This window comes from Modestobacter sp. URMC 112, assembly GCF_053502575.1.
Map to the genome: position 1 here is coordinate 4853501 of NZ_CP199957.1, position 26175 is coordinate 4879675.

Genomic DNA, 26175 nt, shown 5'->3' on the forward strand with positions numbered 1-26175 from the left:
CGCGGGACGACGACTCCGCCGTCCGCGGTCCCTAGGGTCGGCGGCATGGACCAGCCGCTGATCGAGCGTCTGGCGACCTGGCTGCGCGGCCACCCGTTCGCCGTCGACGCCGTCCTGGCCGGCGTCGTCTGCTTCTGCACGGTGTTCGTGCTGGCCGGTGTCGGTGGCAGCTACGACGGCGACGCGCTGCCCGTCGGGCTGCTGCTCACCGTCCCGCTGGCCTGGCGGCGGGTGGCACCGCTCGCCGCCGCGGCTGCCGTGGTGCTGGCCGGGCTGCTCCAGCTGGCGGTCGTCGACACGTTCCTGCCGGCCGACGTGGCCGCACTGGTGATGGTCCACGCGCTGGCCGCCTACGCCCCACGCTGGGCCGGCCGGGCCGGGCTCGCCGCGGGGCTGGCCGGGGCGGTGCTGGCAGCCGGCCGGTACGCCTACTACGGCGACGCCCAGGCCTTCCTCACCGCCGCCGGCGCGATCGCCGTCACCGTGGTGGCCGCCTGGGCCCTGGGCGACCTGCGCCGGGCCCGGCTGCAGCAGCTGGTCGGGCTCCGCGAGCGGGCCCGGCTGCTGGAGGTCGAGCACGAGCAGGAGGTGCGCCTGGCCGCGACCGCGGAGCGGGCCCGGATCGCCCGCGAGATGCACGACGTCGTCGCCCACTCCCTCTCGGTGGTCATCGCCCAGGCCGACGGCGGCCGCTACGCCGGCCGGTCCGACCCCGCCGCGGCCACCGGGGCGCTGGAGGCGATCGCCGCCACCGGCCGCCAGGCGCTCACCGACATGCGGACGCTGCTCGGGGTGCTGCGCGAGGGCGGCCAGCAGGAGTACGCGCCGCAGCCCGATGTCGCCGCGATCGACCGGCTGGTGGCCGACGTCCGGGCAAGCGGGCTGGACGTCGACCTGATCGTGGAAGGCGCGTCCCAGCCGTTGGGCCCCGGCCCGCAGCTGGCCGCCTACCGGATCGTGCAGGAGTCGCTGACCAACGTGCTCAAGCACGCCGGGCCGGCCAGCCGCGCCTGGGTACGGCTGCACTGGCGGCCCGACGGGCTGGAGGTCGCCGTGCTGGACGACGGCCGCGGCGCGGCCGCCGCGGTCGCCGACCCGGGAGCCGACACCGAGGTGCTGGACGGCGGGCTGCTGGAGGACGCGCTGCGCGGGCGTCCGGCCGCCCGGGCGCTGGTCGCCGAGCGCGGCGACGGCCTGGGGCAGGGCCTGCTCGGGATGCGGGAGCGGGCGGAGCTGCACGGTGGCCGGCTGTCCGCCGCGCCGCGGCACGGCGGGGGCTTCGGGGTGCACGCCTTCCTCCCCTACCGTCCGGTCCGATGAGCGCACCCGGAGCAGCCGCCCCCGTCCGCGTCGTCCTGGTCGACGACCAGCAGCTGGTCCGGGCCGGCTTCCGGATGGTGATCGACTCCCAGCCCGACCTCACCGTGGTCGGCGAGGCCGGGGACGGGGACGCGGCGGTGGAGCTGGTGCGCCGGACCCCCGCCGACGTCGTCCTGATGGACGTGCGGATGCCCGGCACCGACGGCATCGCCGCGACCGCGCAGATCACCGTCATGCCGGACCCGCCGCGGGTCGTCGTGCTGACCACGTTCGACCTGGACGAGTACGTGGTCTCCGCCATCGGCGCCGGCGCCAGCGGGTTCCTGCTCAAGGACGCACCGCCCGAGGAGATGCTGGCCGCCGTGCGCACGGTGCACGCCGGCGAGGCCGTGATCGCCGCCAGCTCCACCCGGCGGCTGCTCCAGCACGTCGCCCCGCTGCTGCGCGGGTCGGCGACCCCGGCGGCGGTCGCCACCGACGACCGGTCGCTGGCCGAGCTCACCCCGCGCGAGCGCGAGGTGCTGGAGCTGATGGCCTACGGCGCGACCAACACCGAGATCGCCGGCCGGCTGTTCGTCAGCGAGGCGACGGTGAAGACGCACGTCGGGCGGGTGCTGGCGAAGACCGGCTCCCGGGACCGGGTGCAGGCCGTGGTGCTGGCCTACCGCACCGGACTGGTCGCCCCCGCCGACCTGCTCCGCGACGCCCCCTGAGGCAGGCCCAGCGCCTGGCGTCCGACCGGGGGATGACCCGGGAACCCGCCCGGGAGACGACGCGGGACGACGGCGCCGGGCGCGACGGTGTCGGGGTGGTCGTGCTCGACGTCCCGGTGCCGCAGATCGCCGCGATCGTCGTCGTCGCCACCGCCGCGGGCCTGGAGCGCCCTGACCCTGCGCTCCCCGCCCACTGCACCCCGTCGCCGCCGCACAGCCGGGCAGGGGATGCTGGGACCGTGTCGTCCGTCCGCCGCACCGCCACCGTCGTGACCACCACCGCCCTCCTCAGCGGCGCCCAGTGGGTCGCCCGGGCCGCCTGGGGGCTGCCCACCGCCCTGGGTGCCAGCCGGCGCCGGCTGCGGCCCACCGTCACCGGCTCCCCGCACTTCAGCGAGGGGAAGTTCCACAACAGCCTGCCCACCCCGGCACTGCCCCCCGCCAGCGCCCGCGCGGGGCTGCTGCGGCAGGTGCACGGGGAGCGGCACACCGGCCTGCCGGCCGCGCCGATCCCCGTGGTGACCCCACGGATCCCCGAGCAGGCCGGCGACCTCGCGGTCACCTGGTTCGGGCACTCCAGCGCACTCCTGGAGGTCAACGGCCGGCGGGTGCTGATCGACCCGGTGTGGGGCGAGCGGGTGTCGCCGTCCCCGCTGGTCGGCCCCCGTCGCCTGCACGCGCCCCCGACCCCGCTGGCCTCCCTGCCGCGCGTGGACGCCGTGCTGATCAGCCACGACCACTACGACCACCTCGACGTGCCCACCGTCCGGGCGCTGGTCCGCGAGCAGTCCGCACCGTTCGTCGTCCCGCTGGGCATCGGCGCGCACCTGCGCGGCTGGGGGGTCCCCGAGGACCGGATCGTGGAGCTGGACTGGGACGGCGCGACGACAGTCGCCGGGCTGACCCTCACCTGCACCGAGGCCCGGCACTTCTCCGGCCGGTTCTTCGCCCGGGACACCACGCTGTGGGCGTCCTGGGTGGTCACCGGGCCCCGGCACCGGGTCTTCTTCGGCGGGGACACCGGGTACACCCCGGCGTTCGCCGCCGTGGGCGCCCGGCTGGGCCCCTTCGACCTCACCCTGCTGCCCATCGGCGCCTACAACGACGCCTGGAAGCCGATGCACATGGACCCGGAGGAGGCGCTCCGGGCGCACGGCGACCTCGGCGGCGACGTGTTGGTGCCGGTGCACTGGGCGACGTTCAACCTGGCCTTCCACCGGTGGGCCGAGCCGGTCCAGCGGCTGGCCGCGGGGGCGCTCCGCGGTGGGGTGCGGCTGGTCGTCCCCCGCCCCGGTGAGCGGGTCGACGCGCTGACCCCGCCGCCGCTGACCGACTGGTGGTCGGCGGTCGGCTCGGGCGAGGGCCGACCGGTCGGCCCGGCGACGCCGCGGCCGCGGCGGCTCGCGCCCCGCCGGTGACGGCGCCGGCGGTCAGGCCCCGAGGCGGGCCAGCACCGCCGGCAGCTCGTCCAGCCCGGCCACCTCGTGCTGCGGGGCGGGACCGTCCGGGTCGACCCGGTGCCCCGGCCGCTCGACCCGGACCACGGCGAGCCCGGCCTCCAGCGCACCCCGGGTGTCCCGGGCCGAGGCCGGCACGTGCACGTCCACCCCGGCCGCGGCCGCACGCCGGTAGATCTCGGGGTGCGGCTTGTACGCCCGCAGCCGCTCGCTGGTGAGGACGGCGTCCGGGTCGCCGATGAGGGCGGCGGCCCGGGTGCGCCGGAACAGGACGTCGTCGACGTTGGACAGGATCCCGACCCGGTGCGACCGGGCGACCTCGGGCAGCGCGGCGGCCACGTCCGGCCACAGCGGCCAGTCGGGCAGCGTGTCGAGCAGGGCGGCGGTGTCGGCCGCGGCGACGGCGGGGTCGGCGGTGAGTCCCCGGGCGGCGTAGGTGGCGGCCAGCGCGCGCCGGCAGTGCTCCGCGAACGGCACCCACGGTGCACCCCCGCCCTGCGGGGTGTCCTTCTGGGCGGCCTTGTTCCGGGTGTCCCACTCGTCGTACAGCTCGCCGCCGTCGGCGTCCCAGCCGTGGCCCGACGCGACCCGGGACAACGCGGCCGACCCGCCCGTGCGGGCGTCGATCAGCGCGCTGAACAGGTCGAAGGTCACCCAGGCCACCGGACCATGATCGCGGAGGACGGTTGACCGCGCCCCTCGGCGGGCACTCCCGACACCGACGATCCAGCCCGGGTCGACCAGGAGGACACCCATGCCCGGCCACCGCCGCGACGACGACCACGACGACACCACCCGCGTGCAGGGCGTTGTGCCCGCCGCCGGCGGCACCGGTGGGGACGCCCACGGGAGCACGGCCGTGGGCGGTCCCGGCCTCGGCGCGCAGGCGGGTCCCGGCGCGAGCACCGGCATGTCAGGGTCCGGGACGCCGTCGTCCGGGGCCCCCACCTCGTCCCGGACCGCCGCGCCGGCCGACGAGCCGACGGTGGTCCAGCCGACCGGCACCCACCCCGACCGCACGCCGACCACCCCGGGCACCTCGGTCGGCTCGCCGGCCGACACCACCCGCACCATGTCGACGGCGGGCGCCCCGGGCACGCCTGGGGCCGTGGTCGGAGCGCCCCCTGCCGCCCCGATGGCGCCGGCCGCCCCGGTGTCGACCGCCGGCCGCAAGGAGGTGGTGGCCGCCCAGCGGGCCCGCTACGGCGGCATCTCCTGGGGGTCGGCCTTCTTCGGCTGGCTGTCGGCCAACGGCGTCGCCGTCCTGCTGATCGCGCTGCTGTCGGCCCTGGGCGTGGCCTTCGGCCTGACCGCCGGCATCGACGACGCGCAGCAGGCCACCGAGCAGGCCGCCACCGGCATCGGGCTGGGCGCGGGCATCGCGCTGCTGGTCGCGCTGTTCCTGGCCTACCTGGCCGGCGGCTACGTGGCCGGCCGGATGGCCCGCTTCGACGGCGCCAAGCAGGGCGTCGCGGTCTGGGTCATCGGCCTGCTGGTCGTGCTGCTGCTGGCGCTGGCCGGCGTGGTCTTCGGCTCGCAGTACAACGTGCTGTCCCGGCTGGACCTGCCGCGGATCCCCGTCGACGAGGGGACCGCGACGACGGCCGGGATCATCTCGCTGGTGTCGGTCCTGGTGGTGACGCTCGTCGCCGCCGTGCTCGGCGGGCTGCTGGGCGCCCGGTACCACCGCAAGGTCGACCGCGTCGGCTTCGACCACTGACGAAGGACCCCGTCCTCCGTCAGCGCAGCAGCTTGGACATCCTCCGGTCGGCCAGCGGCTTGCCGCCGGTCTGGCAGGTCGGGCAGTACTGCAGCGAGGTGTCGGCGAAGCTCACCTCGCGGACGGTGTCCCCGCACACCGGGCAGGGCAGGCCGGTGCGGGCGTGCACCCGCAGACCGGAGCGCTTCTCGCCCTTGAGCGTGGCGGCCCGCTGCCCGACCTGCCGCTCGAGGGCGTCGGTGAGCGTGACCCGCACGGCGTCGAAGAGACGGACCAGTTCGTCGTCGGTCAGCCGGTCGGCCGGCTTGAACGGCGACAGCTTCGCGGCGTGCAGGATCTCGTCGGAGTAGGCGTTGCCGATCCCGGCGACGACGGTCTGGTCGGTGAGGGTGCCCTTGAGCTGGCCGTGCCGGCCGGCCATCAGCGCCGCGAACTGGTCGCGGTCCACGGCCAGCGCGTCGGGCCCGAGCCGGGCCACCCCCGGGACGTCGGCGACCGAGCGGACCACGTAGACCGCCAGCCCCTTGCGGGTACCGGCCTCGGTGAGGTCGAACCCGTCGGGCAGCGCGCCGTCCTCGGCCGGGCTCAGGTGCACGCGCAGCGCCAGCGGGCCCTTGCCGGGCTTGGGCGGCGCCGGGGGCAGCGCGGTCCGCCAGTGCAGCCACCCCGCCCGGGCCAGGTGGACGACGAGGTGCAGCCCCGAGACGTCGAGGTCGAGGAACTTGCCGACCCGCGAGGCGCCGGTGAGCTCCAGCCCGCCGAGGGCGGACAGCGGGGGGTCGAAGGTCTTGATCGCCTGGACGGCGGCGAGGTCGACCCTCGTCACGACTCGGCCGACGGCGTTCTCCCGCAGGAACGCCGCCAGCGCCTCGACCTCGGGCAACTCGGGCATCCGCCCATGATCCACGCCGGGACGGCTGCTGCGCGGACCAGCTCACCTGATCGGGTACCCCGTCCGGCGCCGCCCGCGCCCGCGCGGGGTGCGGGGGACGGTGGCCTGCCTGTAGGGGCCCGCGGCGAGCGTGCGAGCCGTGGGGGGCAGGCAGGTCCTTCTTCAGCTGAGGTGGGCCTCCTCGTCCAGGTCCACGGTGGCGCCCGGCTCGGCCCGCGCGGTGTCCTCCACGGCGCTCGCGACGGCATGGCTCACGGCCGGGTCGAACACGCTCGGGATGATGTAGTTGGCGTTCAGCTGGTCGTCCTTGACGACCGCGGCGAGCGCGTCGGCCGCGGCGAGCAGCATGCCGGGCCGGATCTCCTTGGCCCGGGCGTCCAGCAGCCCCCGGAAGACGCCGGGGAAGGCCAGGACGTTGTTGATCTGGTTGGGCAGGTCCGACCGGCCGGAGGCGACGACGGCGGCGTACTGCCGGGCGCCCACCGGGTCGACGTCCGGGGTGGGGTTGGCCATCGGGAAGACCACCGCCCGCTCGGCCATCCCGGCCAGTGCCTCCGGCGGGATGACGTTGGCCGCGCTGACCCCGATGAACACGTCCGCGCCGACCAGGGCGTCGGGCAGGTCACCGCGCCGGCACTCGGGGTTGGTCCGGGTCGCCAGCTCGAGCTTGGCCGGGGACAGCCGCTCGTCGTCCGGGGAGAGGATGCCCTCCCGGTCCCAGACCAGCACGTTGCGCGCGCCGGCCTCCAGCAGCAGCGACACGATTGCCGTCCCGGCCGCGCCGCCGCCGGCGACGACGATCCGGACGTCCTCGAGGACCTTCTCCACCACCCGCAGCGCGTTGCGCAGCGCGGCCAGGACGACGATCGCCGTCCCGTGCTGGTCGTCGTGGAAGACCGGGATGTCCAGCTTCGCCCGCAGCCGGGCCTCGATCTCGAAGCACCGCGGCGCGGAGATGTCCTCCAGGTTGATGCCACCGAAGCCGGGGGCGATCAGCTCGACGGTGCGGACGATCTCGTCGACGTCCTGGGTGTCCAGCGCGATCGGCCAGGCGTCGATGTCGGCGAACCGCTTGAACAGCGCCGCCTTGCCCTCCATCACCGGCATGGACGCGCCCGGACCGATGTCGCCCAGGCCCAGCACCGCCGAGCCGTCGGTGACCACGGCGACCGTGTTGCCCTTGATGGTCAGCCGGCGGACGTCCTCGGGGTGGTCGGCCAGCGCCAGGCAGACCCGGGCGACGCCGGGGGTGTAGGCCATCGACAGGTCGTCGCGGGTCTTCAGCGGCACCTTCGACGCGACCTCGAGCTTGCCGCCCAGGTGCAGCAGGAACGTGCGGTCGCTGACCTTGCGCACGTGCACGTTGTCCACGGCGTCGAGGGCGGCGACCACCTCCTCGGAGTGCGCGGCGTCGGCGGCCGAGCAGGTGACGTCGACGGTGAGGCCGTCGGGGCGGGACTCGACGACGTCGATCGCGGTGACCGCGCCGCCGGCGCTGCCGACCGCGGTGGCGATCCGGCCGATGCTGGCCGGGTCGCCCTCGGCGGACAGCCGGACGGTGATCGAGTAGGACGCGGAGGTGACCGGGCCGCGCGCGGGGGCAGCCGCGGGCGCGCCGTTCTGCTGGATGTCGATGCTCATGGCCCGCTCATCCTGGCACCCGGCGGCCGCAGGTTCCACCACTCGGGCCCGTCATCCCGGCTGGTGGAACGCGACCCGGAGCTGCGGCGGGCTCAGCCCCAGCGGCCCCTCCCCGGCAGCCGCCTCGGCCAGCCCGCGCGCCCACCGGGTCAGCCCGGGGGCGTCCACGCCCAGGTCGGCGGCGACGGCGGTCGCGTCCGCCAGCGACCGGGCGCCCCGGTCCAGCAGCGTCCGTGCGCCCGTACGGTTCCCGCGGGCGGCGTGGGTGAGGCCGACGGCCAGCTGGGCCAGGCCGCGCCAGAGGTCCCGCTGCTCCGCGGGCCCGGTCTTCCAGGCGTCCTCCAGCACCTCGTGGGCGTGGAACGGCCGGCCGGCGTCCAGGAGTCGCTGTGCCTCGGCCAGCGTCTGGCCCGGGGTGCGCACGACCCCTTCGGGGGCCCGGTCCTCACCCACCGCGCCGTAGGGCAGCGGGCGGCCGAGCGCGTCGCGGGGGCGGGCGTTGCGGGCCCGCCCGTCGGGGTCCCGGTCCCGTCCCGGGAGGCCCGGACCGGACACGGTCAGTCCAGGACGGTGGTCAGCCGGACCTGGACGCCGTCCCCGTCGGGGGTGATGTCGACGTGGTCGCAGAGCTGGCGGGCCAGCCACAGGCCCATGCCCCCCAGCGACAGGTCGCTGCCGTGCGCCGGGCCGTAGCCGATGAACGGGTCCTCGAACCCGGCGCCGCGGTCGGTGATGGTGCAGACCAGCTTCTCGCCGTTGGCCCACATCCGGAGGCTGACCGGCGGTCGGCCGTGCCGCAGCGCGTTGGTCGTCATCTCGTCCACCGCCAGCAGGAAGTCCTCGAGGGCGGGCTCGGAGCCGGGGGCCAGCTCGGCGTCGGCGACGCGGTCGGCGAGCGCGCGGCGCAGCCCGCGCAGGTCGCGGACGGAGTCGGCCTGCAGCAGCGGCCGGGTCTCCTCCAGCGGCTCCGGCGGCACCGGCAGCGACTCCAGGAAGGCCGCCGGGTCGGTGTGCCCGGGGTTGGACTCGTCCGTGGCCCCGACCACGAGGACCGGGTGGGTGGCCCGCGCGGTGTCCACCAGCACGGCAGGCACCCGGCGGACGTCGGTGACGCAGAGGGTGAGCACCGGCTCGACGCCCACCTCGTGGTCCAGCACGGCCTCGTAGCGCTGCCACTCCCGCCAGCCGTCGGGGTCGTCGCCCGGCTGCGGCTCCAGCACCACCCGGACCAGGCCGCCGTCGCCGGTGCGGTGCCGCTCGGCGAGCCGGCGGACGGCGGTCACCGCGGCCGCGGCACCGCTGCCGAACACGTCGGACCACGCCGCCCACACCACCTGGCCGTGCTCACGGAGCACCGGACGCAGCAGGTCGGCGGTGACCTCGGTGCAGGCCAGCACCACCGGTTCCCCGGCCGCGAGGCCGTCGCAGACGAACTGCTCCGCCCCGGCGACGAGGTCGGCGTCCGAGCCGGCGACGAGCGCGCGGTGCACGCCGGACCCCGTTGCCCCGTCCATGCGCGCGCAGCTCCCGTCCGTGCTGGTCCGGCCGCCCCGGCGGGGCAGCCTGCCGTGCACCCCTACCCGGGCCCGCCCCGACCTAGGCCTCGGGCCGTCGGCGCACCCCCGTCCGGGGGGCGGCCCGCGCAGCCACCCCCTCCGGCGGACTCCGCCACCCAGGGGGTTGCGCACAACGTACTCAAGTGCAGGATGGAGCCGAGGACGGCCGCCCGGACGGCGTGCCGCCCCCGCACCGACCCGCGGTCGATCCGACCGGTCCGGACCTGGAGGGGGTGGCCCGTGCCTGCTCAACCGTCCCGGCACACCGTGTCCGTGGGCACTGTGTCCCGCGGACCCGTGTCCCGCGAACCCGTCGCCGTGCCCCTGGCTCCGGAGCAGGACGGCGCGCTCGGCGACCTCGAGGCCGCCCGGTCGCACGTCGCGGACACCGCGCTGCGGCCCTCCGTCCCCGGCCAGGTGGGCCTCGAGCTCGAGGCGCACCTGGTCGACCTCGCCGCCCCGGGCGCCCGCGTGCCCTGGGCGCGGGTCACCGCCGCGCTGGGGGCCCTGCCGCCACTGCCCGGGGACAGCCGGGTGACCGTGGAACCCGGCGGCCAGGTCGAGCTCTCCGGTCCGCCGGGCGCCGACGTGGCCGCCGCGGTGTCGGCGTTGCGGGCCGACACCGCCGTCCTGCACACGGAGCTGCGGGCCGCCGGACTCGGGCTGGCACCGCTGGGTGCCGACCCGGCGCGGCCGGCCGGGCGGGTGAACCCCGGGGCGCGCTACGCGGCCATGGAGCAGCACTTCTCCGCCGTCGGCTGCCTGTCCGCCGGCAGGGCGATGATGACCTCGACCGCGGCGCTCCAGGTGAACCTCGAGGCCGGCCCCGCCGCCGGCTGGGAGCAGCGGGTGCGCCTGGCCCACGCCCTCGGCCCGGTCCTCATCGCGGTGTCCGCCTGCTCGCCGCTGCTGGCCGGCCGGGAGACCGGCTGGCGGTCCACCCGCCAGCACGTGTGGGGCCGGCTGGACCAGGCCCGCTGCGGGCCGCTGCTCGGCCGGGACGCGCCGGCGGACGAGTGGGCCGAGTACGCGCTGGCCGCCCCGGTGATGCTGGTCCGGGACGGCTCGGGCGGCGCGGTCGCCGTCCGCGGCCGGACGTCGTTCGCCGAGTGGCTCACCGACGGGACGCTCGGCGGCCGGCGGCCCACCGTGGCGGACCTGGACTACCACCTGACCACGCTGTTCCCGCCGGTCCGGCTGCGGGGCTTCCTGGAGGTCCGCTACCTCGACGCGGCGCCGGAGCCGTGGTGGCCGGCCCTGGCCGCGGTCACCACCACGCTGCTGGACCACCCGGCCGCGGCCGACGCCGCCGCGGCCGCCACCGAGCCCGTCCGGCACGCCTGGGACCGCGCCGCCCGGGTGGGCCTGGCCGACCCGGCGCTGCACGCCGCGGCGGTGGCCTGCCTGGACGCCGCGGTGCGGCACGGCCCCGCCGCGCTGTCCGCGGAGGTGACCGCGCTGGCCGAGCTGGTGGCCCGCGGGAGCTGCCCCGGCGACGAGCTGCAGCAGGCGGCCCGCAGCGTCGGCCCGGACGCCGCGCTGCGGGACACCGCCCTGGCCGGCACCGCCCCGTTCGACACCGCCCCGTTCGACACCGCACCGTTCGACACCGCCCGCGATCCCGAGGAGGAGCCGTGCCCGACCTGAGGGACCACCTGGCCCGCGAGCTCACCACCGCCCGCGACCGCACGCTGCTGCTCACCGACCACGACGAGCCCGAGCTGCTGCGCCAGCACTCCCCGCTGATGAGCCCGCTGATCTGGGACCTCGCGCACATCGGCCAGCAGGAAGACCTGTGGCTGCTCCGCGGCGGGGACGCCCGCCGGGCGGGGCTGCTCCCCCCGGCCGTCGAGACGCTCTACGACGCGTTCACCCACCCGCGGGCGGTGCGCGCCCGGCTGCCCCTGCTCCCCCCGGTGGAGGCCCGGGCGTACTGCACCGAGGTCCGGGGGCGGGTGCTGGACCGCCTCGAGCGGGCCGGCCGGGACGGCGACGCGGACGCCGTCGCCTTCGAGGTGGCCATGGTGGTCAGCCACGAGCAGCAGCACGACGAGACGATGCTGCAGGCCCTGCAGCTGCGCACCGGCCCGGCGCTGCTCGGCGCGGGCGCCCCGCTGCCGGCCGGCCGTCCGGGGGTGGCCGGGACGACCGTGCTGGTCCCCGGCGGGGAGTTCGTCCTCGGGGTGGACGGCACCGACGAGCCCTTCGCCCTGGACAACGAGCGGCCCGCGCACGTGGTGGACGTGCCGGCGTTCCGCATCGGCCGGGTGCCGGTGACCAACGCCGAGTACGCCGCCTTCGTCGACGACGGCGGCTACGACCAGCCGCGGTGGTGGTCGGCCCGCGGCTGGCAGCACCGCTGCGACGCCGGGCTCACCCGGCCGCAGTTCTGGGGGACCGACGGCACCCGGACCCGGTTCGGCCTGGTGGAGGAGCTGCCGCCGGACGAGCCGGTGCAGCACGTCACCTTCTTCGAGGCCGAGGCGTACGCCGCGTGGGCCGGCGGCCGGCTGCCCACCGAGGTGGAGTGGGAGAAGGCCGCGGCGTGGGACCCGGGAGCCGGCCGGCGCCGCCGCTTCCCGTGGGGTTCGAGCGACCCGACGCCGGCGCTGGCGAACCTGGGCGGGGACGCGCTGCGGCCCGCGCCGGTGGGCGCCTACCCGGCCGGCGCGTCGGCCTACGGCGTGGAGCAGCTGATGGGCGACGTGTGGGAGTGGACCTCCTCGCCGTTCCGGCCGTGGCCCGGGTTCTCCCCGATGCTGTACGCCGACTACTCCGCGCCGTTCTTCGACGGGGACTACCGGGTGCTGCGCGGGGGCTCCTGGGCGGTGGCCGCCTCGATCCTGCGGCCGAGCTTCCGCAACTGGGACCACCCGGTCCGCCGCCAGGTGTTCAGCGGCATCCGGCTGGCCTTCGACGCCGACCGGCCGCTCCCCGGAGCCGGCGCGTGACCTTCTCCCTCACCGACCACCTCGGCCCGGTGGACGCCGGTGCCGCGCTGCGGGCCGACGTGCTGGCCGGTCTCACCGCCTCCCCGAAGACGCTGCCGCCGCGGTGGTTCTACGACGAGCGCGGCAGCGAGCTGTTCGACGCGATCACCCGGCTGCCGGAGTACTACCCGACCCGCAGCGAGCGGGCGCTGCTGGCGGCCCACTCCGGCGACGTGGCCGCGGCCTCCGGCGCCGACACGCTCGTCGAGCTGGGCAGCGGCACCTCGGAGAAGACCCGGCTGCTGCTGTCCGCGCTGGCCGGGGTCGGCACGCTGCGCCGGTACGTGCCCGTGGACGTCGACCCCTCGGTGCTGCGGCTGGCCGGGGAGGCGATCACCGCCGAGCACCCGGGCGTCGTCGTCGAGGCGGTGGTCGCCGACTTCACCGCCCACCTGGACCGGCTGCCCGCCGGCGGGCGCCGGCTGGTGGCCTTCCTCGGGTCCACCATCGGCAACCTGGAGCCCGGTCCCCGGGCCACCTTCCTGCGCGCCCTGGCCGCCACGCTGGCGCCCGGGGACTCGTTCCTGCTCGGCACCGACCTGGTCAAGGACGCCGACCGCCTGGTCCGCGCCTACGACGACGCGGCCGGGGTCACGGCGGAGTTCGACCGGAACGTGCTGGCGGTGGTGAACCGGGAGCTGAAGGCCGACTTCGACCCGTCCGCGTTCACCCACCGGGCGGTCTGGGACGCCGAGCGGGAGTGGGTCGAGATGCGGCTGCGCTCGACCCGGGACCAGGTGGTGCACGTCGCCGACCTGGACCTCGACGTCCCCTTCGCGGCAGGTGAGGAGCTGCGGACGGAGGTGTCGGCCAAGTTCCGCCGCGCCAGGGTGGAGGAGGAGCTGGCCGCGGCCGGGCTGCGGCTGACCCACTGGTGGACCGACCCCGACGGCGACTACGCCCTCTCCCTCGCCGTCCCCACCCCCTGACCCACCGCCCCTCCGCGCTTTCGGTACCGAAAGCGCGGAGGCTCTAGCGTCGGGTGGGTGAGCACCCTGCCGTACGACGACCTCGCGACCGCCTGGCGGGACGCCCGCCCGCGTTCGGCCGGCGTCCACCTGGACAGCGCCGCCTGCAGCCGGCAGAGCACCGCGGTGCTCGACGCCGTCGCCCGGCACGCCCGGCACGAGGCCGAGATCGGCGGCTACGTCGCGGAGGCCGCGGCGGCCGGCCTGCTGCAGCAGGGCCGTGCGGTGCTCGCCGGGCTCGTCGGGATGGCCGCCGCCGACGTCGCCTTCACCGAGAGCGCCTCAGCGGCGGTGCGCACCCTGGTCGGCCGCTGGCAGCTGCCGCCCGGCGCCCGCGTCGGCGTGCTGCCCGGCGAGTACTGGCACAACCTCGCGGCCCTGGCCGACGCGGGACTGGAGCCGCTGGTGCTGCCGGCCGACGACGACGGCCGCGCCGACCTGGCTGGCGTCGAGCGGCTGCTCCGCCGGGACCCGCCGGACCTGGTGCACGTGACCCTGGTGGCCAGTCACCGCGGCGTGCTGCAGCCCGGCAGGGAGCTGGCGGCGCTGTGCCGCGCCGCCGGGGTGCCGCTGGCGCTGGACGTGGCGCAGGCGCTGGGGCAGGTGGACTGCGACCTGGGCGCCGACGCCGCCTACGGCACCTCGCGCAAGTGGCTGGCCGGCCCACGGGGCGTCGGCTTCCTGGTGCTGCGGCCGTCGGTCAGCGCCCGGCTCGCGCCCGTGGTCGGACCGGAGCTGATGGACGACGGCGGAGCGGGCACCGACCACGCCCGCTGGTACGAGTCCTCCGACGCGCACGTCGCCGGCCGGGTGGGGCTGGTGGTCGCGATCGGTGAGCACCTGGCGGCCGGGCCGGACCGGGTGCGGGAGCGGCTGGCGGCCCTGGGCCGGGCCACCCGCGAGCGGCTGGACGGGCGGGGCGGCTGGTCGGTGGCCGAGCCGCTGGACGAGCCGACGGCCATCACCACGCTCCGGCCGCCGGCGGGCGTGGACGTCCGGGCGACGGCCGTCCGGCTCCGGGAGCAGCACGGCATCGTGGTCACCGCGGCCGGCCGGGAGCGGGCGCCGGCCGAGCTGACCGGCCCGGTGCTGCGGGTCTCCCCGCACCTGGACGCGACCGCCGATCAGCTGGACCTGCTGGCCACCGCGCTCGCGTCCTGAGGCAGCCGGCTGCATCCAGGGGACGACACCGGCCGGAATGAGGGGTGAACGCAGTCCCCCTCTACCGGAAGGACCCATCGTGACCAGGACCCGCACCGTCGCCCTCTCCACCGGAGTCGCCGGCGCCGCAGGCGCGCTCGTGCTGCTGGCCGCTCCTCCCGCCGGGGCCGCGGACGAGGCGACCGTCTCCGTGCTGCACGCCGTCCCGGGGGTGACGGTGGACGTGTACGCCAACGGGGAGGAGCTGATCCCGGACTTCGCGCCCGGCACGCTGACCGACCCGCTGTCGCTGCCCGCCGGCGAGTACGACCTGGCCATCTACCCGGCCGGCTCGGACCCGGCGAGCACGCAGCCCGCCGCCAAGGCCGACGACGTCGCCGTCCCGGCGGGCGCGAACGCCACCGTGGTCGCCCACCTGACCGAGGCCGGCGCCCCGGTGCTCACACCGTTCGTCAACGACGTGTCCGCCGTCCCGGCCGGGCAGGCCCGGGTGACCGTGCGGCACACCGCCGCCGCGCCCGCGGTCGACGTCCGGGCCGGCGGCCAGGTGGTCGCGCCCGGGCTGACCAACCCGAACGAGGCCACCCTGGTCGTCCCGGCCGGCACCGTCTCCGCCGACGTCGTCCTGGCCGGCACGGACACCGTGGCGATCGGGCCCGCCGACCTCACGCTCACCGAGGGCACCACCACCGTCGTCTACGCCTGGGGCAACCAGGAGGCCGGCTACCAGCTCGCCGTCCAGACCCTGAGCGGCGCGCACTCCTCGCCGTCCGGCGTCCCGGGTGGCACCGCCGGCCTGGTCGACGACGGCCTGCCGCTGCCGCTGATGGCCCTCTCGGGTGCCGGCCTGCTCGGTGCCGCGCTGGCCGGTCGCCGGCTGCTGGCCGACCGGGTCTGACCCGCACCGCCTGGAGGAGGTCCACCGTGCGACCCGCTGCCGCCGGAGTGGTGTTCGGGCTGGCTCTCGCCGTCGGCGTGCCGACGGTCTGGGAACTCGCCCAGCCGCCGGCGTCGGCGGGCGCACCGGTGGAGCAGGCCCTGGCGGCGACACCGGTGCCGCCAGCCGCGACGACGACGCCGGCTCCTCCGTCCTCCGGCGTCCCCACCGCGGACGCCGTCCCCGCCGTTCCCACCCGGGACGCCACGCCGGCCCCGCCGGCCGTCGTCCCGCCGCCGGTCCGGCTCGCCGTGCCGGCGCTGGGCGTGGACACCGCCGTCGACCCGGTCGGGGTTGGCGACGACGGCTCGATGGCCCTGCCGGACGACGTCGACCGGGTCGGCTGGTACCGCTTCGGCCCGGTGCCCGGCGCCGGGGGATCCGCGGTCCTGGCCGGGCACGTCGACGGCTGGGACCAGGGGCTCGGCGCGCTGGCGCCGCTGCGCGGGGCCGAGGTCGACGACGAGGTGCTGGTGACCGATGGGGCGGGCACGGTGACCCGCTGGCGCGTGGTCGGCCGCGAGGTGCTCGAGAAGCGGGCCCTCCCGCTGGACACGCTGTTCGCCCGCACGGGCGACCCGCGACTCGTGCTGGTCACCTGCGGCGGCCCGTACCTCCCCGAGCTGCGCAGTTACCGGGACAACGTGGTCGTCGTGGCGGTGCCGGCATGACCGCCGTGGCGGTCGGTGTGCCGCTGAGCAGCGAGGGGCCCTACGGTCGGGGCATGCCGGAGGAGGTCGCGCAGCTGCGTCCGGGGCCACGGGACCCCGACGACGCCGAGATCGCGGCGCGGTTCGCCGCCGGCGAGGAGCAGGCACTGGCCTGGGCCTACGAACGGTGGGCCGGTCAGGTGCACGGCATGGCGGTGCGCGCCTTCGGCAGCGGCCCGGACGCCGAGGACGTCACCCAGCAGACCTTCGTGTCGGCCTGGACCGACCGGCGCCGCTACGACGCCCGGCAGGGACCGCTGCCGGCGTGGCTGGTCGGGATCTGCCGGCACAAGATCGCCGACACCTGGGCCCGGATGGAGCGCCAGCGCCGGCAGGCCGAGGCCGTCGCCGTGGACGCCCGGTCGCGCCCGTCGGCGTCCCGCGGCGACGAGGTCGACGGCGTGGTCGCCGACCGGGTGCTCCTGCTCGGCGAGCTGGACCGACTCGGCCAGCCGCAGCGGGGCATCATCGAGCTGGCGTTCTTCGCCGACCTGACCCACGCCCAGATCGCGGACCGCACGGGGATCCCGCTGGGCACGGTGAAGTCCCACATCCGGCGGACGCTCGAACGCCTGAGGAACCGGTTGGAGGTGGACGGTGCGGCACTGCAAGCCTGAACAGCTCGCGCTGGCCGCGCTCCGCGAGCCGCTGCCGGCCCGCGACGCCGACCACCTGGCCGGCTGCGCGCAGTGCCAGGCCGAGGTGGCCTCGCTGCGCCGCCCGGTCGAGGCGCTCGCGGTGCCGCCGCTGGCCGCGCCCGGACCGGCGGTGCCGCCCCCGCCCCGGGTCTGGGACGCGATCGCCGCCGCCACCGGGGTCACCGTCGCCCCGCGCCGGGAGCTGACCGAGGAGCCGGCCCCCGTCGTCGTCCAGGCGCCGGACGCGGTGCCGCTGCGCGCCGTGCCCCATCCGGTGTCCGACGACCCGGACGCCGCCCCCGGACCGCGGGTCGCTCGGCCCCGCCGGGGTCGGGTGTCCGGCCCGAGCCGCGGATGGCTGGCCGTCGCCGCGGGGCTGCTGGTCGGCGGCGCGGTCGGCGCCGGCGCCGTCGCGGTGACGACCGGCTCCGACGACGGCGGCTCGGTGGTGGCCTCGACGGCGCTGGACCCGCTGGACGACCTGGGGTCCTCCGGCCGGGCCGAGGTTCGGCAGGCGGCCACCGGCCGGGTGCTGGAGGTCGACCTGGACGCACCGGAGCTGGAGGACGGCTACTACGAGGTGTGGCTGCTGCAGTCCGACGCGCAGCGGATGGTCCAGGTCGGTGTCGTGCAGCGCGGGGCGACCGTGCTGCCGCTGCCCGAGGGGGTCGACCTCAGCACCTACCCGCTGGTCGACGTCTCGGTCGAGCCGCTGGACGGCGTCCCGACCCACTCCGGGGTGTCGGTGGCCCGCGGCGAGCTGCAGACCTGACCCCGCGGCCGGCCGGTCTGCCCGGTCAGTCAGCCCTGCACCGCGACCGGGTCCATCGGGCGCGCCATCAGGTACCCCTGCGCCTGGTCGCAGCCCAGCTCGACCAGCCGCTGCCGCACGTCGGCGGCCTCGGCGCCCTCGGCGACCACGATGAGGCCCAGGTCGTGGGCGAGGGAGACCACCGACGTGAGCAGACGGGACACCGATCGGCCTCCTCGGACCAGGCACCGGGTCGTGCCCCTCGGGGGGTGACGGAGGCCGCCGGTCAGGCGGGACCGGAGAGCAGCGCGGCAACGGCGGGCGGCAGGTCGCCGGTGACCGGGCCGGCGCCGACCAGCCGGCCGGCGGCCGCCGGGTCCACTCCCAGCGAGCCGAGCACCTCGAGCGCCTGCACGTCGGGCAGCGCCTCGAACCAGCGCCGTCCCAGCTCGGCGCGGCCGGCGGCGGTGGGCCGCCCCCACAGCCGCAGCCGGGCCATCCCGCCGTCCGGGAAGACGTCCAGCCGGACGGCGCGCACCCCGGCGGCACCGTCGAGGACGAACCGGTGCCGGGTGTCGGGCTGCAGCCGGGTGCGCGGCAGCAGCTCCACCTCGCCGCCGTCGGCGGTGCTGCCGGTGAGCGAGGCGGCGCCAGGAGCGTTCCCCAGGAAGTACGAGGTGTCCAGCTCCGCGAGGGTCACCACCCCCTCGCAGGCCAGCGACACGTCCACCCAGTCGTTGCCACCCCCGCGCCGGCGGGCGTTCTCCCACCCCTCGCCCATCGAGCGGGCCAGACCGCGGCCGATCAGCTGGTGCGGGCTGCCGTAGAAGGCGTTGCTGACCCCGGTGACCCGCCCGCCGTTCTCCAGCGCCGCCAGGTCGAACGGGCCGGCGTCCACCAGCCGCGGGTCCGGGACGACGGTGCCGTGCACCCGGAGCCGGGCGACCCCGCCGTCCGGGTGGATGGCCAGCCGGACGTGGGTGACCCGGCGGGCCGAGTCGACGGCGAAGACGTTGGCGGTGTCACCGGCGAGGTCGCTGAGCGGCAGCAGCGGCTCCCAGGTCGCCCGGGCCAGCTCGTCCACCGACGGGTGTCCCTCCACCGCGGCGCCCTCCAGCGAGGCCTGCGGCGGGTAGTTGCCGGTGAAGAACGAGGTGTCGACGACGACGCCGGCCACGATCCCGGGTGCCCCCAGCCGGACGATCGCCCAGTCGTGTCCGGGGCTGCGCCGCCGGCGGGTCTCCCAGCCGTCGTACTCCTTGCCCTTGTGGCCGAACTCGGTGCGCGCGACGGCGGGGTGCGGCAGCACCAGGTTCTCCCGGGCCGCGAAGAACTCGTCGTTGGCGGCCACCACCGCCCCGCCGAGGGCACGGCCGGCCAGGTCGGGCAGGGTCCTCGGGTCGGTCATCGCTCTCCAGACAGGGTGCGGGCGGTGACGTCCACTCTGGCACGCGCGTCAGTGCGCCCCACGGTCGAGCAGCCGGCCGGCGGGTCCACCGTCGAGGTCGACGGGCCGGCCCCGGAGCCAGGTGCGCCGCACCAACCCGTGGAGCTCCCGGCCCGCATAGGGCGTCACCGGGTTGCGGTGGTGCAGCCGGCCCACCCGGAACCGCTCGTCCGGCGCGAACGCCACCAGGTCGGCGTCCCTGCCCACCTCGATGGCGCCCTTGGTCGGCAGGCCGGCCAGCCGCGCCGGCGCCGCGGACGTCCAGCGGACGACGTCGGTGAGCTCGAACCCCCGCTCGCGGGCGCCGGTCCACACCGCCGGCAGCGCCACCTGCAGGCCGGCGATGCCGCCCCAGGCCAGCCCGAAGTCCCCGACGTCCAGCCGCTTGAGGTCCGGGGTGCAGGGCGAGTGGTCACTGACGACCAGGTCGACGTCCCCGGCCGCCAGCGCCGCCCACAACGCCTCCCGGTGGACCCCCTCGCGGATCGGCGGGCAGCACTTGAAGGCCGTGTCCCCGTCGGGCACGTCCTCCGCGCGGAAGGTCAGGTAGTGCGGGCAGGTCTCCACGGTGATCCGTACGCCGTCGGCCCGCGCCGCCCGCAGCATCGGCAGCGCGTCGGCGTCGGCCAGGTGCACCACGTGCACCCGGGGAGCCCGGCCCCCGGCGGTGGTGTCCCGTGCCGCGGCGATCAGCCGGCCGATCGCCGTCTCCTCGGCCGCGCCGGGTCGCGACGCCAGGAAGGCCGGGTAGCTGGCGCCGTACGGGTCGGGCGAGGCGGCGATCACCCCGTCGTCCTCGCAGTGGGCGATGAGCAGGCCGTCGACCGGGGCAAGGGCGGTGAGCGCGGCGCGCAGCTGGTCGTCGTCCAGCGGTGGGAACTCCGGCACCCCGGAGTCGAGCAGGAAGCACTTCACCCCCACCGCGCCGGCCGCCAGCAGCCGGGGCAGCTCCTCGGCGTTGCCGGGGACCGCGCCGCCCCAGAAGGCCACGTCGACGTACACCTGCCCCGCCGCCGCCTGCCGTTTCACGTGCAGCGCCTCGACGGTCACCGTCGGGGGGACCGAGTTCAGCGGCATGTCGACCACGGTGGTGACGCCACCGGCAGCAGCCGCCCGGGTGGCGGAGGCGAAGCCCTCCCACTCGGTCCGGCCCGGCTCGTTGACGTGCACGTGGCTGTCCACCAGCCCGGGCAGCAGCACCTCGTCGTCGGCCAGGGTGACCGGTGCGCCGCCGGCCTCGTCGAAGCCGGTGACCGCAGCGATCCGGCCGTCCCGGACGTGCACAGCACCCGGGCGCTCCCCGTCGGGGAACACCACCCGCCGGGCCCGGACGACGAGCGAGCTGCCCACCGCGCCACCTCCTCCACCGTGTCGGCGCCTTCCAGCGCCCCGAGCCTGGGCCGCCGTCTCGTGCAGCTCGGATCCCCAGGCGGTCGGTGCTCACCCGACCGCCGGGCAACGGCACCCGGACCGCATCGTGCCCGGTCAGCTCCCTCGGGGCGACGGCAAGGGTCGGAGCACTGCCACGCGTCGCGGACGGCGTGCCGAGGCGGACGACCTCCGTCGGGTCGCCGGCGGCGTCAGCTGACGGAACTGACCGTGTGGCGGGCCGACAACATCGCTGAGCTCAGCGGACCCGGCTGGGCGGGCTTGTCCGGGCTCGGGTCCGCGCTTTCGGTACCGAAAGCGCGGACGGGGTTTCCCGGGTCCGGCCGGGGCGGTGGGCGTAAGTCCGGGCCTGGACAAACGACGAAAACGGGGGCCGGAGCACGTGGCTCCGACCCCCGTTTCGAAAGGATGTCCGGCGGCGTCCTACTCTCCCACCCGGTCCCCCGGGCAGTACCATCGGCGCTGAAAGGCTTAGCTTCCGGGTTCGGAATGAGACCGGGCGTTTCCCTTTCGCCATGACCGCCGTAACACTGTGAAGATGTCAACCCCACCCCCGAGGGCACCGAAGTACCTGAGGGGCGGGCCGGGACAGCTGGTCCCGTACCTTCAGAACCGCACAGTGGACGCGACAAATCTTGGTGAACACACTTCGCAGGACATGTTGGGTGTGTGGTCAAGCCCTCGGCCTATTAGTACCGGTCAGCTCCACGTATCACTACGCTTCCACTTCCGGCCTATCAACCCGCTGGTCTGGGCGGGGGCCTTACCCCATCAAGTGGGTGAGAGACCTCATCTTGAAGCAGGCTTCCCGCTTAGATGCTTTCAGCGGTTATCCCTGCCGAACGTAGCCAACCAGCAGTGCTCCTGGCGGAACAACTGGCACACCAGAGGTTCGTCCGTCCCGGTCCTCTCGTACTAGGGACAGCCCTTCTCAAGTCTCTTACGCGCGCGGCGGATAGGGACCGAACTGTCTCACGACGTTCTAAACCCAGCTCGCGTACCGCTTTAATGGGCGAACAGCCCAACCCTTGGGACCTACTCCAGCCCCAGGATGCGACGAGCCGACATCGAGGTGCCAAACCATCCCGTCGATATGGACTCTTGGGGAAGATCAGCCTGTTATCCCCGGGGTACCTTTTATCCGTTGAGCGACACCGCTTCCACATGCCGGTGCCGGGTCACTAGTCCCAGCTTTCGCTCCTGCTCGACCCGTCGGTCTCGCAGTCAAGCTCCCTTGTGCACTTGCACTCAACACCTGATTGCCAACCAGGCTGAGGGAACCTTTGGGCGCCTCCGTTACATTTTAGGAGGCAACCGCCCCAGTTAAACTACCCACCTGACACTGTCCCTGATCCGGATCACGGACCCAAGTTAGACATCCAATTCGACCAGAGTGGTATTTCAACGACGACTCCACCGACACTGGCGTGCCCGCTTCACAGTCTCCCACCTATCCTACACAAGCCGAACCGAACACCAATATCAAGCTGTAGTGAAGGTCCCGGGGTCTTTCCGTCCTGCCGCGCGTAACGAGCATCTTTACTCGTAGTGCAATTTCGCCGAGCCTGTGGTTGAGACAGCTGAGAAGTCGTTACGCCATTCGTGCAGGTCGGAACTTACCCGACAAGGAATTTCGCTACCTTAGGATGGTTATAGTTACCACCGCCGTTTACTGGCGCTTGAGTTCTGAGCTTCGCCGCGTAAGCAGCTAACCCGTCCCCTTAACGTTCCAGCACCGGGCAGGCGTCAGTCCGTATACATCGTCTTTCGACTTCGCACGGACCTGTGTTTTTAGTAAACAGTCGCTTCTCACTGGTCTCTGCGGCCACCCACCGCTACCCGCAGCACGTGCGGTCACAGCAGATGGCCCCCCTTCTCCCGAAGTTACGGGGGCATTTTGCCGAGTTCCTTAACCACAGTTCGCTCGATCGCCTCGGTATTCTCTACCTGACCACCTGAGTTGGTTTGGGGTACGGGCCGCTAAGAACTCGCTAGAGGCTTTTCTCGGCAGCATAGGATCATCCAATTCGCCTCAATCGGCTATGCGTCAGGCCTCACCCACATGCAAGGCGGATTTACCTACCTCACGGGCCACACCCTTGCACCGGTACTACCACTCACCGGTAGGACTACCTTCCTGCGTCACCCCATCGCTTGCCTACTACCAGTCCAGGTCCCACGCTCAACCCCGATCATCCCGAAGGACATCACGGAGCATCGGATGGTTAGTATCGCTGGGTCCAGCATGGGCGTTCTTTCGCGGGTACGGGAATATCAACCCGTTGTCCATCGACTACGCCTGTCGGCCTCGCCTTAGGTCCCGACTCACCCTGGGCGGATTAGCCTGGCCCAGGAACCCTTGGTCATCCGGCGGGGGAGTTTCTCACTCCCCTTTCGCTACTCATGCCTGCATTCTCACTCGTGTGGCGTCCACGGCTGGATCACTCCGCCGCTTCCACCGCCACACGACGCTCCCCTACCCACCCCCACCCCTGGCCCAGAACCCGAAAGGTTCCGGACAGGACATGTGGGAGTGCCATAGCTTCGGCGGTGTGCTTGAGCCCCGCTACATTGTCGGCGCGGAATCACTTGACCAGTGAGCTATTACGCACTCTTTCAAGGATGGCTGCTTCTAAGCCAACCTCCTGGTTGTCTCTGCGACTCCACATCCTTTTCCACTTAGCACACGCTTAGGGGCCTTAGCTGATGATCTGGGCTGTTTCCCTCTCGACTACGAACCTTATCGCCCGCAGTCTCACTGCCACGCTCTCACTTACCGGCATTCGGAGTTTGGTTGACGTCAGTAACCTTGTGGGGCCCCTCGGCCATCCAGTGCTCTACCTCCGGCAAGAAACACGTGACGCTGCACCTAAATGCATTTCGGGGAGAACCAGCTATCACCGAGTTTGATTGGCCTTTCACCCCTACCCACAGCTCATCCCCCAGGTTTTCAACCCTGGTGGGTTCGGTCCTCCACGCGGTCTTACCCGCGCTTCAACCTGGCCATGGGTAGATCACTCGGCTTCGGGTCTAGAGCACGCGACTCAGGCGCCCTGTTCGGACTCGCTTTCGCTACGGCTACCCCACACGGGTTAACCTCGCCACGTACCACTAACTCGCAGGCTCATTCTTCAAAAGGCACGCAATCACCCCCACGCACGCAGTGCGCATAAGGCTCTCACGGCTTGTAGGCACACGGTTTCAGGTACTATTTCACTCCCCTCCCGGGGTACTTTTCACCTTTCCCTCACGGTACTTGTCCGCTATCGGTCACCAGGGAGTATTTAGGCTTAGCGGGTGGTCCCGCCAGATTCACACCGAATTTCACGGGCTCGGTGCTACTTGGGATACAACCCGGGAGAGACACGGTTTTCGTGTACGGGGCTCTCACCCTCTACGGCGACCCCTTCCAGAGGCCTTCCACTAACACGCGTCTTTTCTGACTCCCCGACAGTTCGGCAGAACCATCTGGATCGTCCCACGACCCCGACCACACAACGCCTGCCGGCTTGACATGCGATCGGTTTAGCCTCATCCGCTTTCGCTCGCCACTACTCACGGAATCACGGTTGTTTTCTCTTCCTGTGGGTACTGAGATGTTTCACTTCCCCACGTTCCCTCCACACGCCCTATGTGTTCAAGCGCGGGTCACACCACATGACTGGTGCGGGGTTCCCCCATTCGGAAATCCTCGGATCAACGCTCGGTTGACAGCTCCCCGAGGCTTATCGCAGCCTCCTACGTCCTTCATCGGCTCCTGGTGCCAAGGCATCCACCGTGCGCCCTTAAAAACTTGGCCACACAAACACGCCTACAAAATTGCTTACAAGATGCTCGCGTCCACTGTGCAGTTCTCAAAGAACGGGAAGTCGCCCCACAACCCCCACCGCCAGCCCCGGCACTAGACCCCGGGCGGTACGACGAGCATGAGACCCTCCACGAGGCCAACAACCCGACCCCAACCTCGGGGCCGGCCCGTTCCCTCAGGACCCAACAGCGTGCCTACCACCACCACCCCACCCCGATCCCGTTCCCTGCCACCCCCGAGAGGGCAGCCGTACTAGGCACCAGACATGAGCCGGCGGCCGAACTGGTCAGCGTTCCACCCTCGAGCTCCACCCCAGACACCCGAGACCCCCACCACTGTGGAGACCTTCCCGGCCTGGGCGTGGCTCTGGACCACCACACACAGTGTGGCGGCCAGTGCTCCTTAGAAAGGAGGTGATCCAGCCGCACCTTCCGGTACGGCTACCTTGTTACGACTTCGTCCCAATCGCCGATCCCGCCTTCGACGGCTCCCTCCCACAAGGGGTTGGGCCACCGGCTTCGGGCGTTACCGACTTTCGTGACGTGACGGGCGGTGTGTACAAGGCCCGGGAACGTATTCACCGCAGCGTTGCTGATCTGCGATTACTAGCGACTCCAACTTCATGGGGTCGAGTTGCAGACCCCAATCCGAACTGAGACCGGCTTTTTGGGATTCGCTCCACCTCACGGTATCGCAGCCCTTTGTACCGGCCATTGTAGCATGTTTGCAGCCCTAGACATAAGGGGCATGATGATTTGACGTCATCCCCACCTTCCTCCGAGTTGACCCCGGCAGTCTCCTATGAGTCCCCACCATCACGTGCTGGCAACATAGAACGAGGGTTGCGCTCGTTGCGGGACTTAACCCAACATCTCACGACACGAGCTGACGACAACCATGCACCACCTGTGCACGACCCTAAAAGGACCTGCCATCTCTGACAGATTTCCGTGCATGTCAAGCCTAGGTAAGGTTCTTCGCGTTGCATCGAATTAAGCAACATGCTCCGCCGCTTGTGCGGGCCCCCGTCAATTCCTTTGAGTTTTAGCCTTGCGGCCGTACTCCCCAGGCGGGGCGCTTAATGCGTTAGCTGCGGCACGGAGACCGTGGAATGGCCCCCACACCTAGCGCCCAACGTTTACGGCGTGGACTACCAGGGTATCTAATCCTGTTCGCTCCCCACGCTTTCGCTCCTCAGCGTCAGTTGTTGCCCAGAGACCCGCCTTCGCCACCGGTGTTCCTCCTGATATCTGCGCATTTCACCGCTACACCAGGAATTCCAGTCTCCCCTGCAACACTCTAGTTTGCCCGTATCGACTGCAGGCCCGAGGTTGAGCCTCGGGTTTTCACAGCCGACGCGACAGACCGCCTACGAGCTCTTTACGCCCAATAATTCCGGACAACGCTTGCACCCTACGTATTACCGCGGCTGCTGGCACGTAGTTGGCCGGTGCTTCTTCTGTAGGTACCGTCACTTCCGCTTCGTCCCTACTGAAAGAGGTTTACAACCCGAAGGCCGTCATCCCCCACGCGGCGTCGCTGCGTCAGGCTTTCGCCCATTGCGCAATATTCCCCACTGCTGCCTCCCGTAGGAGTCTGGGCCGTGTCTCAGTCCCAGTGTGGCCGGTCACCCTCTCAGGCCGGCTACCCGTCGTCGCCTTGGTAGGCCATCACCCCACCAACAAGCTGATAGGCCGCGGGCCCATCCTCAGCCGATGAATCTTTCCACCACCAGACCATGCGGTCAGCGGTCACATCCGGTATTAGCACCAATTTCTTGGAGTTATCCCAGAGCTGAGGGCAGGTTGCCCACGTGTTACTCACCCGTTCGCCGCTAGGGCACCACCCCGAAGAGCGGGCCTCGCTCGACTTGCATGTGTTAAGCACGCCGCCAGCGTTCGTCCTGAGCCAGGATCAAACTCTCCGTAGATGAACTTGATCACGGCTGAGACCAAGAGTTGGCACTCTCGTCAATCAACCAAAGGAACCCACCAGACCCCCAAAAGGAGCCCGGACAGGGACTTGTTACTTGGCACTGACTTTCGGCACGCTGTTGAGTTCTCAAGGAGCGGACGCG

General features: G+C 73.1%; 20 protein-coding genes and 3 rRNA genes. 12 read left to right on the top strand and 11 right to left on the bottom strand.

The features are described 5' to 3' along the window. The first annotated feature begins 45 nt into the window (after positions 1 to 45). From ACWIX6_RS23025 to ACWIX6_RS23035, 3 genes are read left to right on the top strand one after another with little or no spacing between them, the layout of a single operon-like run. Entirely contained in the window at positions 46 to 1320 is a 1275-nt protein-coding gene (locus tag ACWIX6_RS23025; protein ID WP_448614770.1) for a sensor histidine kinase, read from the top strand. Then, positions 1317 to 2033 carry a response regulator gene (locus ACWIX6_RS23030; protein WP_448614771.1) on the top strand — a complete coding sequence of 239 codons (717 nt, stop codon included), beginning with the start codon at positions 1317 to 1319 and terminating at the stop codon, positions 2031 to 2033. Before ACWIX6_RS23025 ends, ACWIX6_RS23030 begins: the two co-directional genes overlap by 4 nt. A 32-nt stretch (positions 2034 to 2065) precedes the next feature. Continuing rightward, entirely contained in the window at positions 2066 to 3451 is a 1386-nt protein-coding gene (locus ACWIX6_RS23035) for an MBL fold metallo-hydrolase (protein ID WP_448614772.1), read from the top strand. Between the two features lie 12 nt (positions 3452 to 3463). Here ACWIX6_RS23035 and ACWIX6_RS23040 read toward each other — a convergent pair whose 3' ends face one another. Continuing rightward, complete coding sequence (locus ACWIX6_RS23040; protein ID WP_448614773.1) at positions 3464 to 4153, bottom strand: haloacid dehalogenase; 690 nt, start codon at positions 4151 to 4153, stop codon at positions 3464 to 3466. Between the two features lie 91 nt (positions 4154 to 4244). Here ACWIX6_RS23040 and ACWIX6_RS23045 point away from each other — a divergent pair, with 91 nt between their 5' ends. After that, positions 4245 to 5210 carry a hypothetical protein gene (locus ACWIX6_RS23045; RefSeq protein ID WP_448614774.1) on the top strand — a complete coding sequence of 322 codons (966 nt, stop codon included), beginning with the start codon at positions 4245 to 4247 and terminating at the stop codon, positions 5208 to 5210. Positions 5211 to 5229: 19 nt separating this feature from the next. On the opposite strand, the gene ACWIX6_RS23050 is transcribed toward ACWIX6_RS23045, so the two are convergent. The 4 genes from ACWIX6_RS23050 to ACWIX6_RS23065 all read right to left on the bottom strand — a co-directional run bounded on the left by ACWIX6_RS23050 (position 5230) and on the right by ACWIX6_RS23065 (position 9257). Next, a complete protein-coding gene (locus tag ACWIX6_RS23050; RefSeq protein ID WP_448614775.1) occupies positions 5230 to 6102 on the bottom strand; it encodes an Fpg/Nei family DNA glycosylase in 873 nt (290 codons plus the stop codon). Between the two features lie 162 nt (positions 6103 to 6264). After that, complete coding sequence (locus tag ACWIX6_RS23055; RefSeq protein WP_448614776.1) at positions 6265 to 7743, bottom strand: malic enzyme-like NAD(P)-binding protein; 1479 nt, start codon at positions 7741 to 7743, stop codon at positions 6265 to 6267. A gap of 51 nt (positions 7744 to 7794) precedes the next feature. After that, entirely contained in the window at positions 7795 to 8298 is a 504-nt protein-coding gene (locus ACWIX6_RS23060; RefSeq protein ID WP_448614777.1) for a DUF309 domain-containing protein, read from the bottom strand. A 2-nt stretch (positions 8299 to 8300) separates the two neighbouring features. Then, positions 8301 to 9257 carry an anti-sigma factor RsbA family regulatory protein gene (locus ACWIX6_RS23065; RefSeq protein ID WP_448614778.1) on the bottom strand — a complete coding sequence of 319 codons (957 nt, stop codon included), beginning with the start codon at positions 9255 to 9257 and terminating at the stop codon, positions 8301 to 8303. Positions 9258 to 9596: 339 nt separating this feature from the next. Between ACWIX6_RS23065 and egtA the strand changes: the two genes are divergently transcribed. The 8 genes from egtA (at position 9597) to ACWIX6_RS23105 (ending at position 17475) form a co-directional block, all read left to right on the top strand. After that, entirely contained in the window at positions 9597 to 10946 is a 1350-nt protein-coding gene (gene egtA / locus ACWIX6_RS23070) for an ergothioneine biosynthesis glutamate--cysteine ligase EgtA (RefSeq protein ID WP_448614779.1), read from the top strand. After that, positions 10934 to 12250 (top strand): ergothioneine biosynthesis protein EgtB, encoded by a 1317-nt coding sequence (gene egtB / locus ACWIX6_RS23075; protein ID WP_448614780.1) that lies wholly within the window; start codon positions 10934 to 10936, stop codon positions 12248 to 12250. The genes egtA and egtB overlap by 13 nt, the downstream gene beginning before the upstream one ends. Further along, the gene (egtD, locus tag ACWIX6_RS23080; protein WP_448614781.1) at positions 12247 to 13218 is read left to right on the top strand and encodes an L-histidine N(alpha)-methyltransferase; all 972 of its coding nucleotides are present in this window, start codon (positions 12247 to 12249) and stop codon (positions 13216 to 13218) included. Before egtB ends, egtD begins: the two co-directional genes overlap by 4 nt. A 57-nt stretch (positions 13219 to 13275) precedes the next feature. Then, positions 13276 to 14418, top strand: coding sequence for an ergothioneine biosynthesis PLP-dependent enzyme EgtE (egtE, locus tag ACWIX6_RS23085; RefSeq protein ID WP_448614782.1), 1143 nt, complete (start codon positions 13276 to 13278; stop codon positions 14416 to 14418). A gap of 79 nt (positions 14419 to 14497) precedes the next feature. Then, on the top strand, positions 14498 to 15316 hold the full coding sequence (locus tag ACWIX6_RS23090) for a DUF4397 domain-containing protein (RefSeq protein ID WP_448614783.1): 819 nt from the start codon (positions 14498 to 14500) through the stop codon (positions 15314 to 15316). A gap of 26 nt (positions 15317 to 15342) precedes the next feature. Continuing rightward, entirely contained in the window at positions 15343 to 16026 is a 684-nt protein-coding gene (locus tag ACWIX6_RS23095; RefSeq protein ID WP_448614784.1) for a class F sortase, read from the top strand. After that, positions 16023 to 16682: an RNA polymerase sigma factor gene (locus ACWIX6_RS23100; RefSeq protein ID WP_448614785.1), complete on the top strand. Its 660-nt coding sequence runs from the start codon at positions 16023 to 16025 to the stop codon at positions 16680 to 16682. Before ACWIX6_RS23095 ends, ACWIX6_RS23100 begins: the two co-directional genes overlap by 4 nt. Then, complete coding sequence (locus ACWIX6_RS23105) at positions 16663 to 17475, top strand: anti-sigma factor domain-containing protein (protein ID WP_448614786.1); 813 nt, start codon at positions 16663 to 16665, stop codon at positions 17473 to 17475. Before ACWIX6_RS23100 ends, ACWIX6_RS23105 begins: the two co-directional genes overlap by 20 nt. Before the next feature lie 29 nt (positions 17476 to 17504). Here ACWIX6_RS23105 and ACWIX6_RS23110 read toward each other — a convergent pair whose 3' ends face one another. From ACWIX6_RS23110 to ACWIX6_RS23135, 6 genes are all read right to left on the bottom strand, one after another. Next, positions 17505 to 17678, bottom strand: coding sequence for an EAL domain-containing protein (locus ACWIX6_RS23110; RefSeq protein WP_448614787.1), 174 nt, complete (start codon positions 17676 to 17678; stop codon positions 17505 to 17507). Positions 17679 to 17740: 62 nt separating this feature from the next. Continuing rightward, the gene (gene alc, locus ACWIX6_RS23115; RefSeq protein ID WP_448614788.1) at positions 17741 to 18862 is read right to left on the bottom strand and encodes an allantoicase; all 1122 of its coding nucleotides are present in this window, start codon (positions 18860 to 18862) and stop codon (positions 17741 to 17743) included. Positions 18863 to 18910: 48 nt separating this feature from the next. Further along, positions 18911 to 20251: an allantoinase AllB gene (gene allB, locus ACWIX6_RS23120; RefSeq protein WP_448614789.1), complete on the bottom strand. Its 1341-nt coding sequence runs from the start codon at positions 20249 to 20251 to the stop codon at positions 18911 to 18913. Between the two features lie 449 nt (positions 20252 to 20700). Then, positions 20701 to 20817: ribosomal RNA gene (gene rrf / locus ACWIX6_RS23125) — 5S ribosomal RNA — on the bottom strand. Between the two features lie 142 nt (positions 20818 to 20959). Beyond that, positions 20960 to 24089, bottom strand: a 23S ribosomal RNA gene (locus ACWIX6_RS23130). Positions 24090 to 24504: 415 nt separating this feature from the next. Continuing rightward, a 16S ribosomal RNA gene (locus tag ACWIX6_RS23135) occupies positions 24505 to 26028 on the bottom strand. The 16S, 23S and 5S rRNA genes sit together here, the layout of an rRNA operon. Positions 26029 to 26175 lie beyond the last annotated feature (147 nt).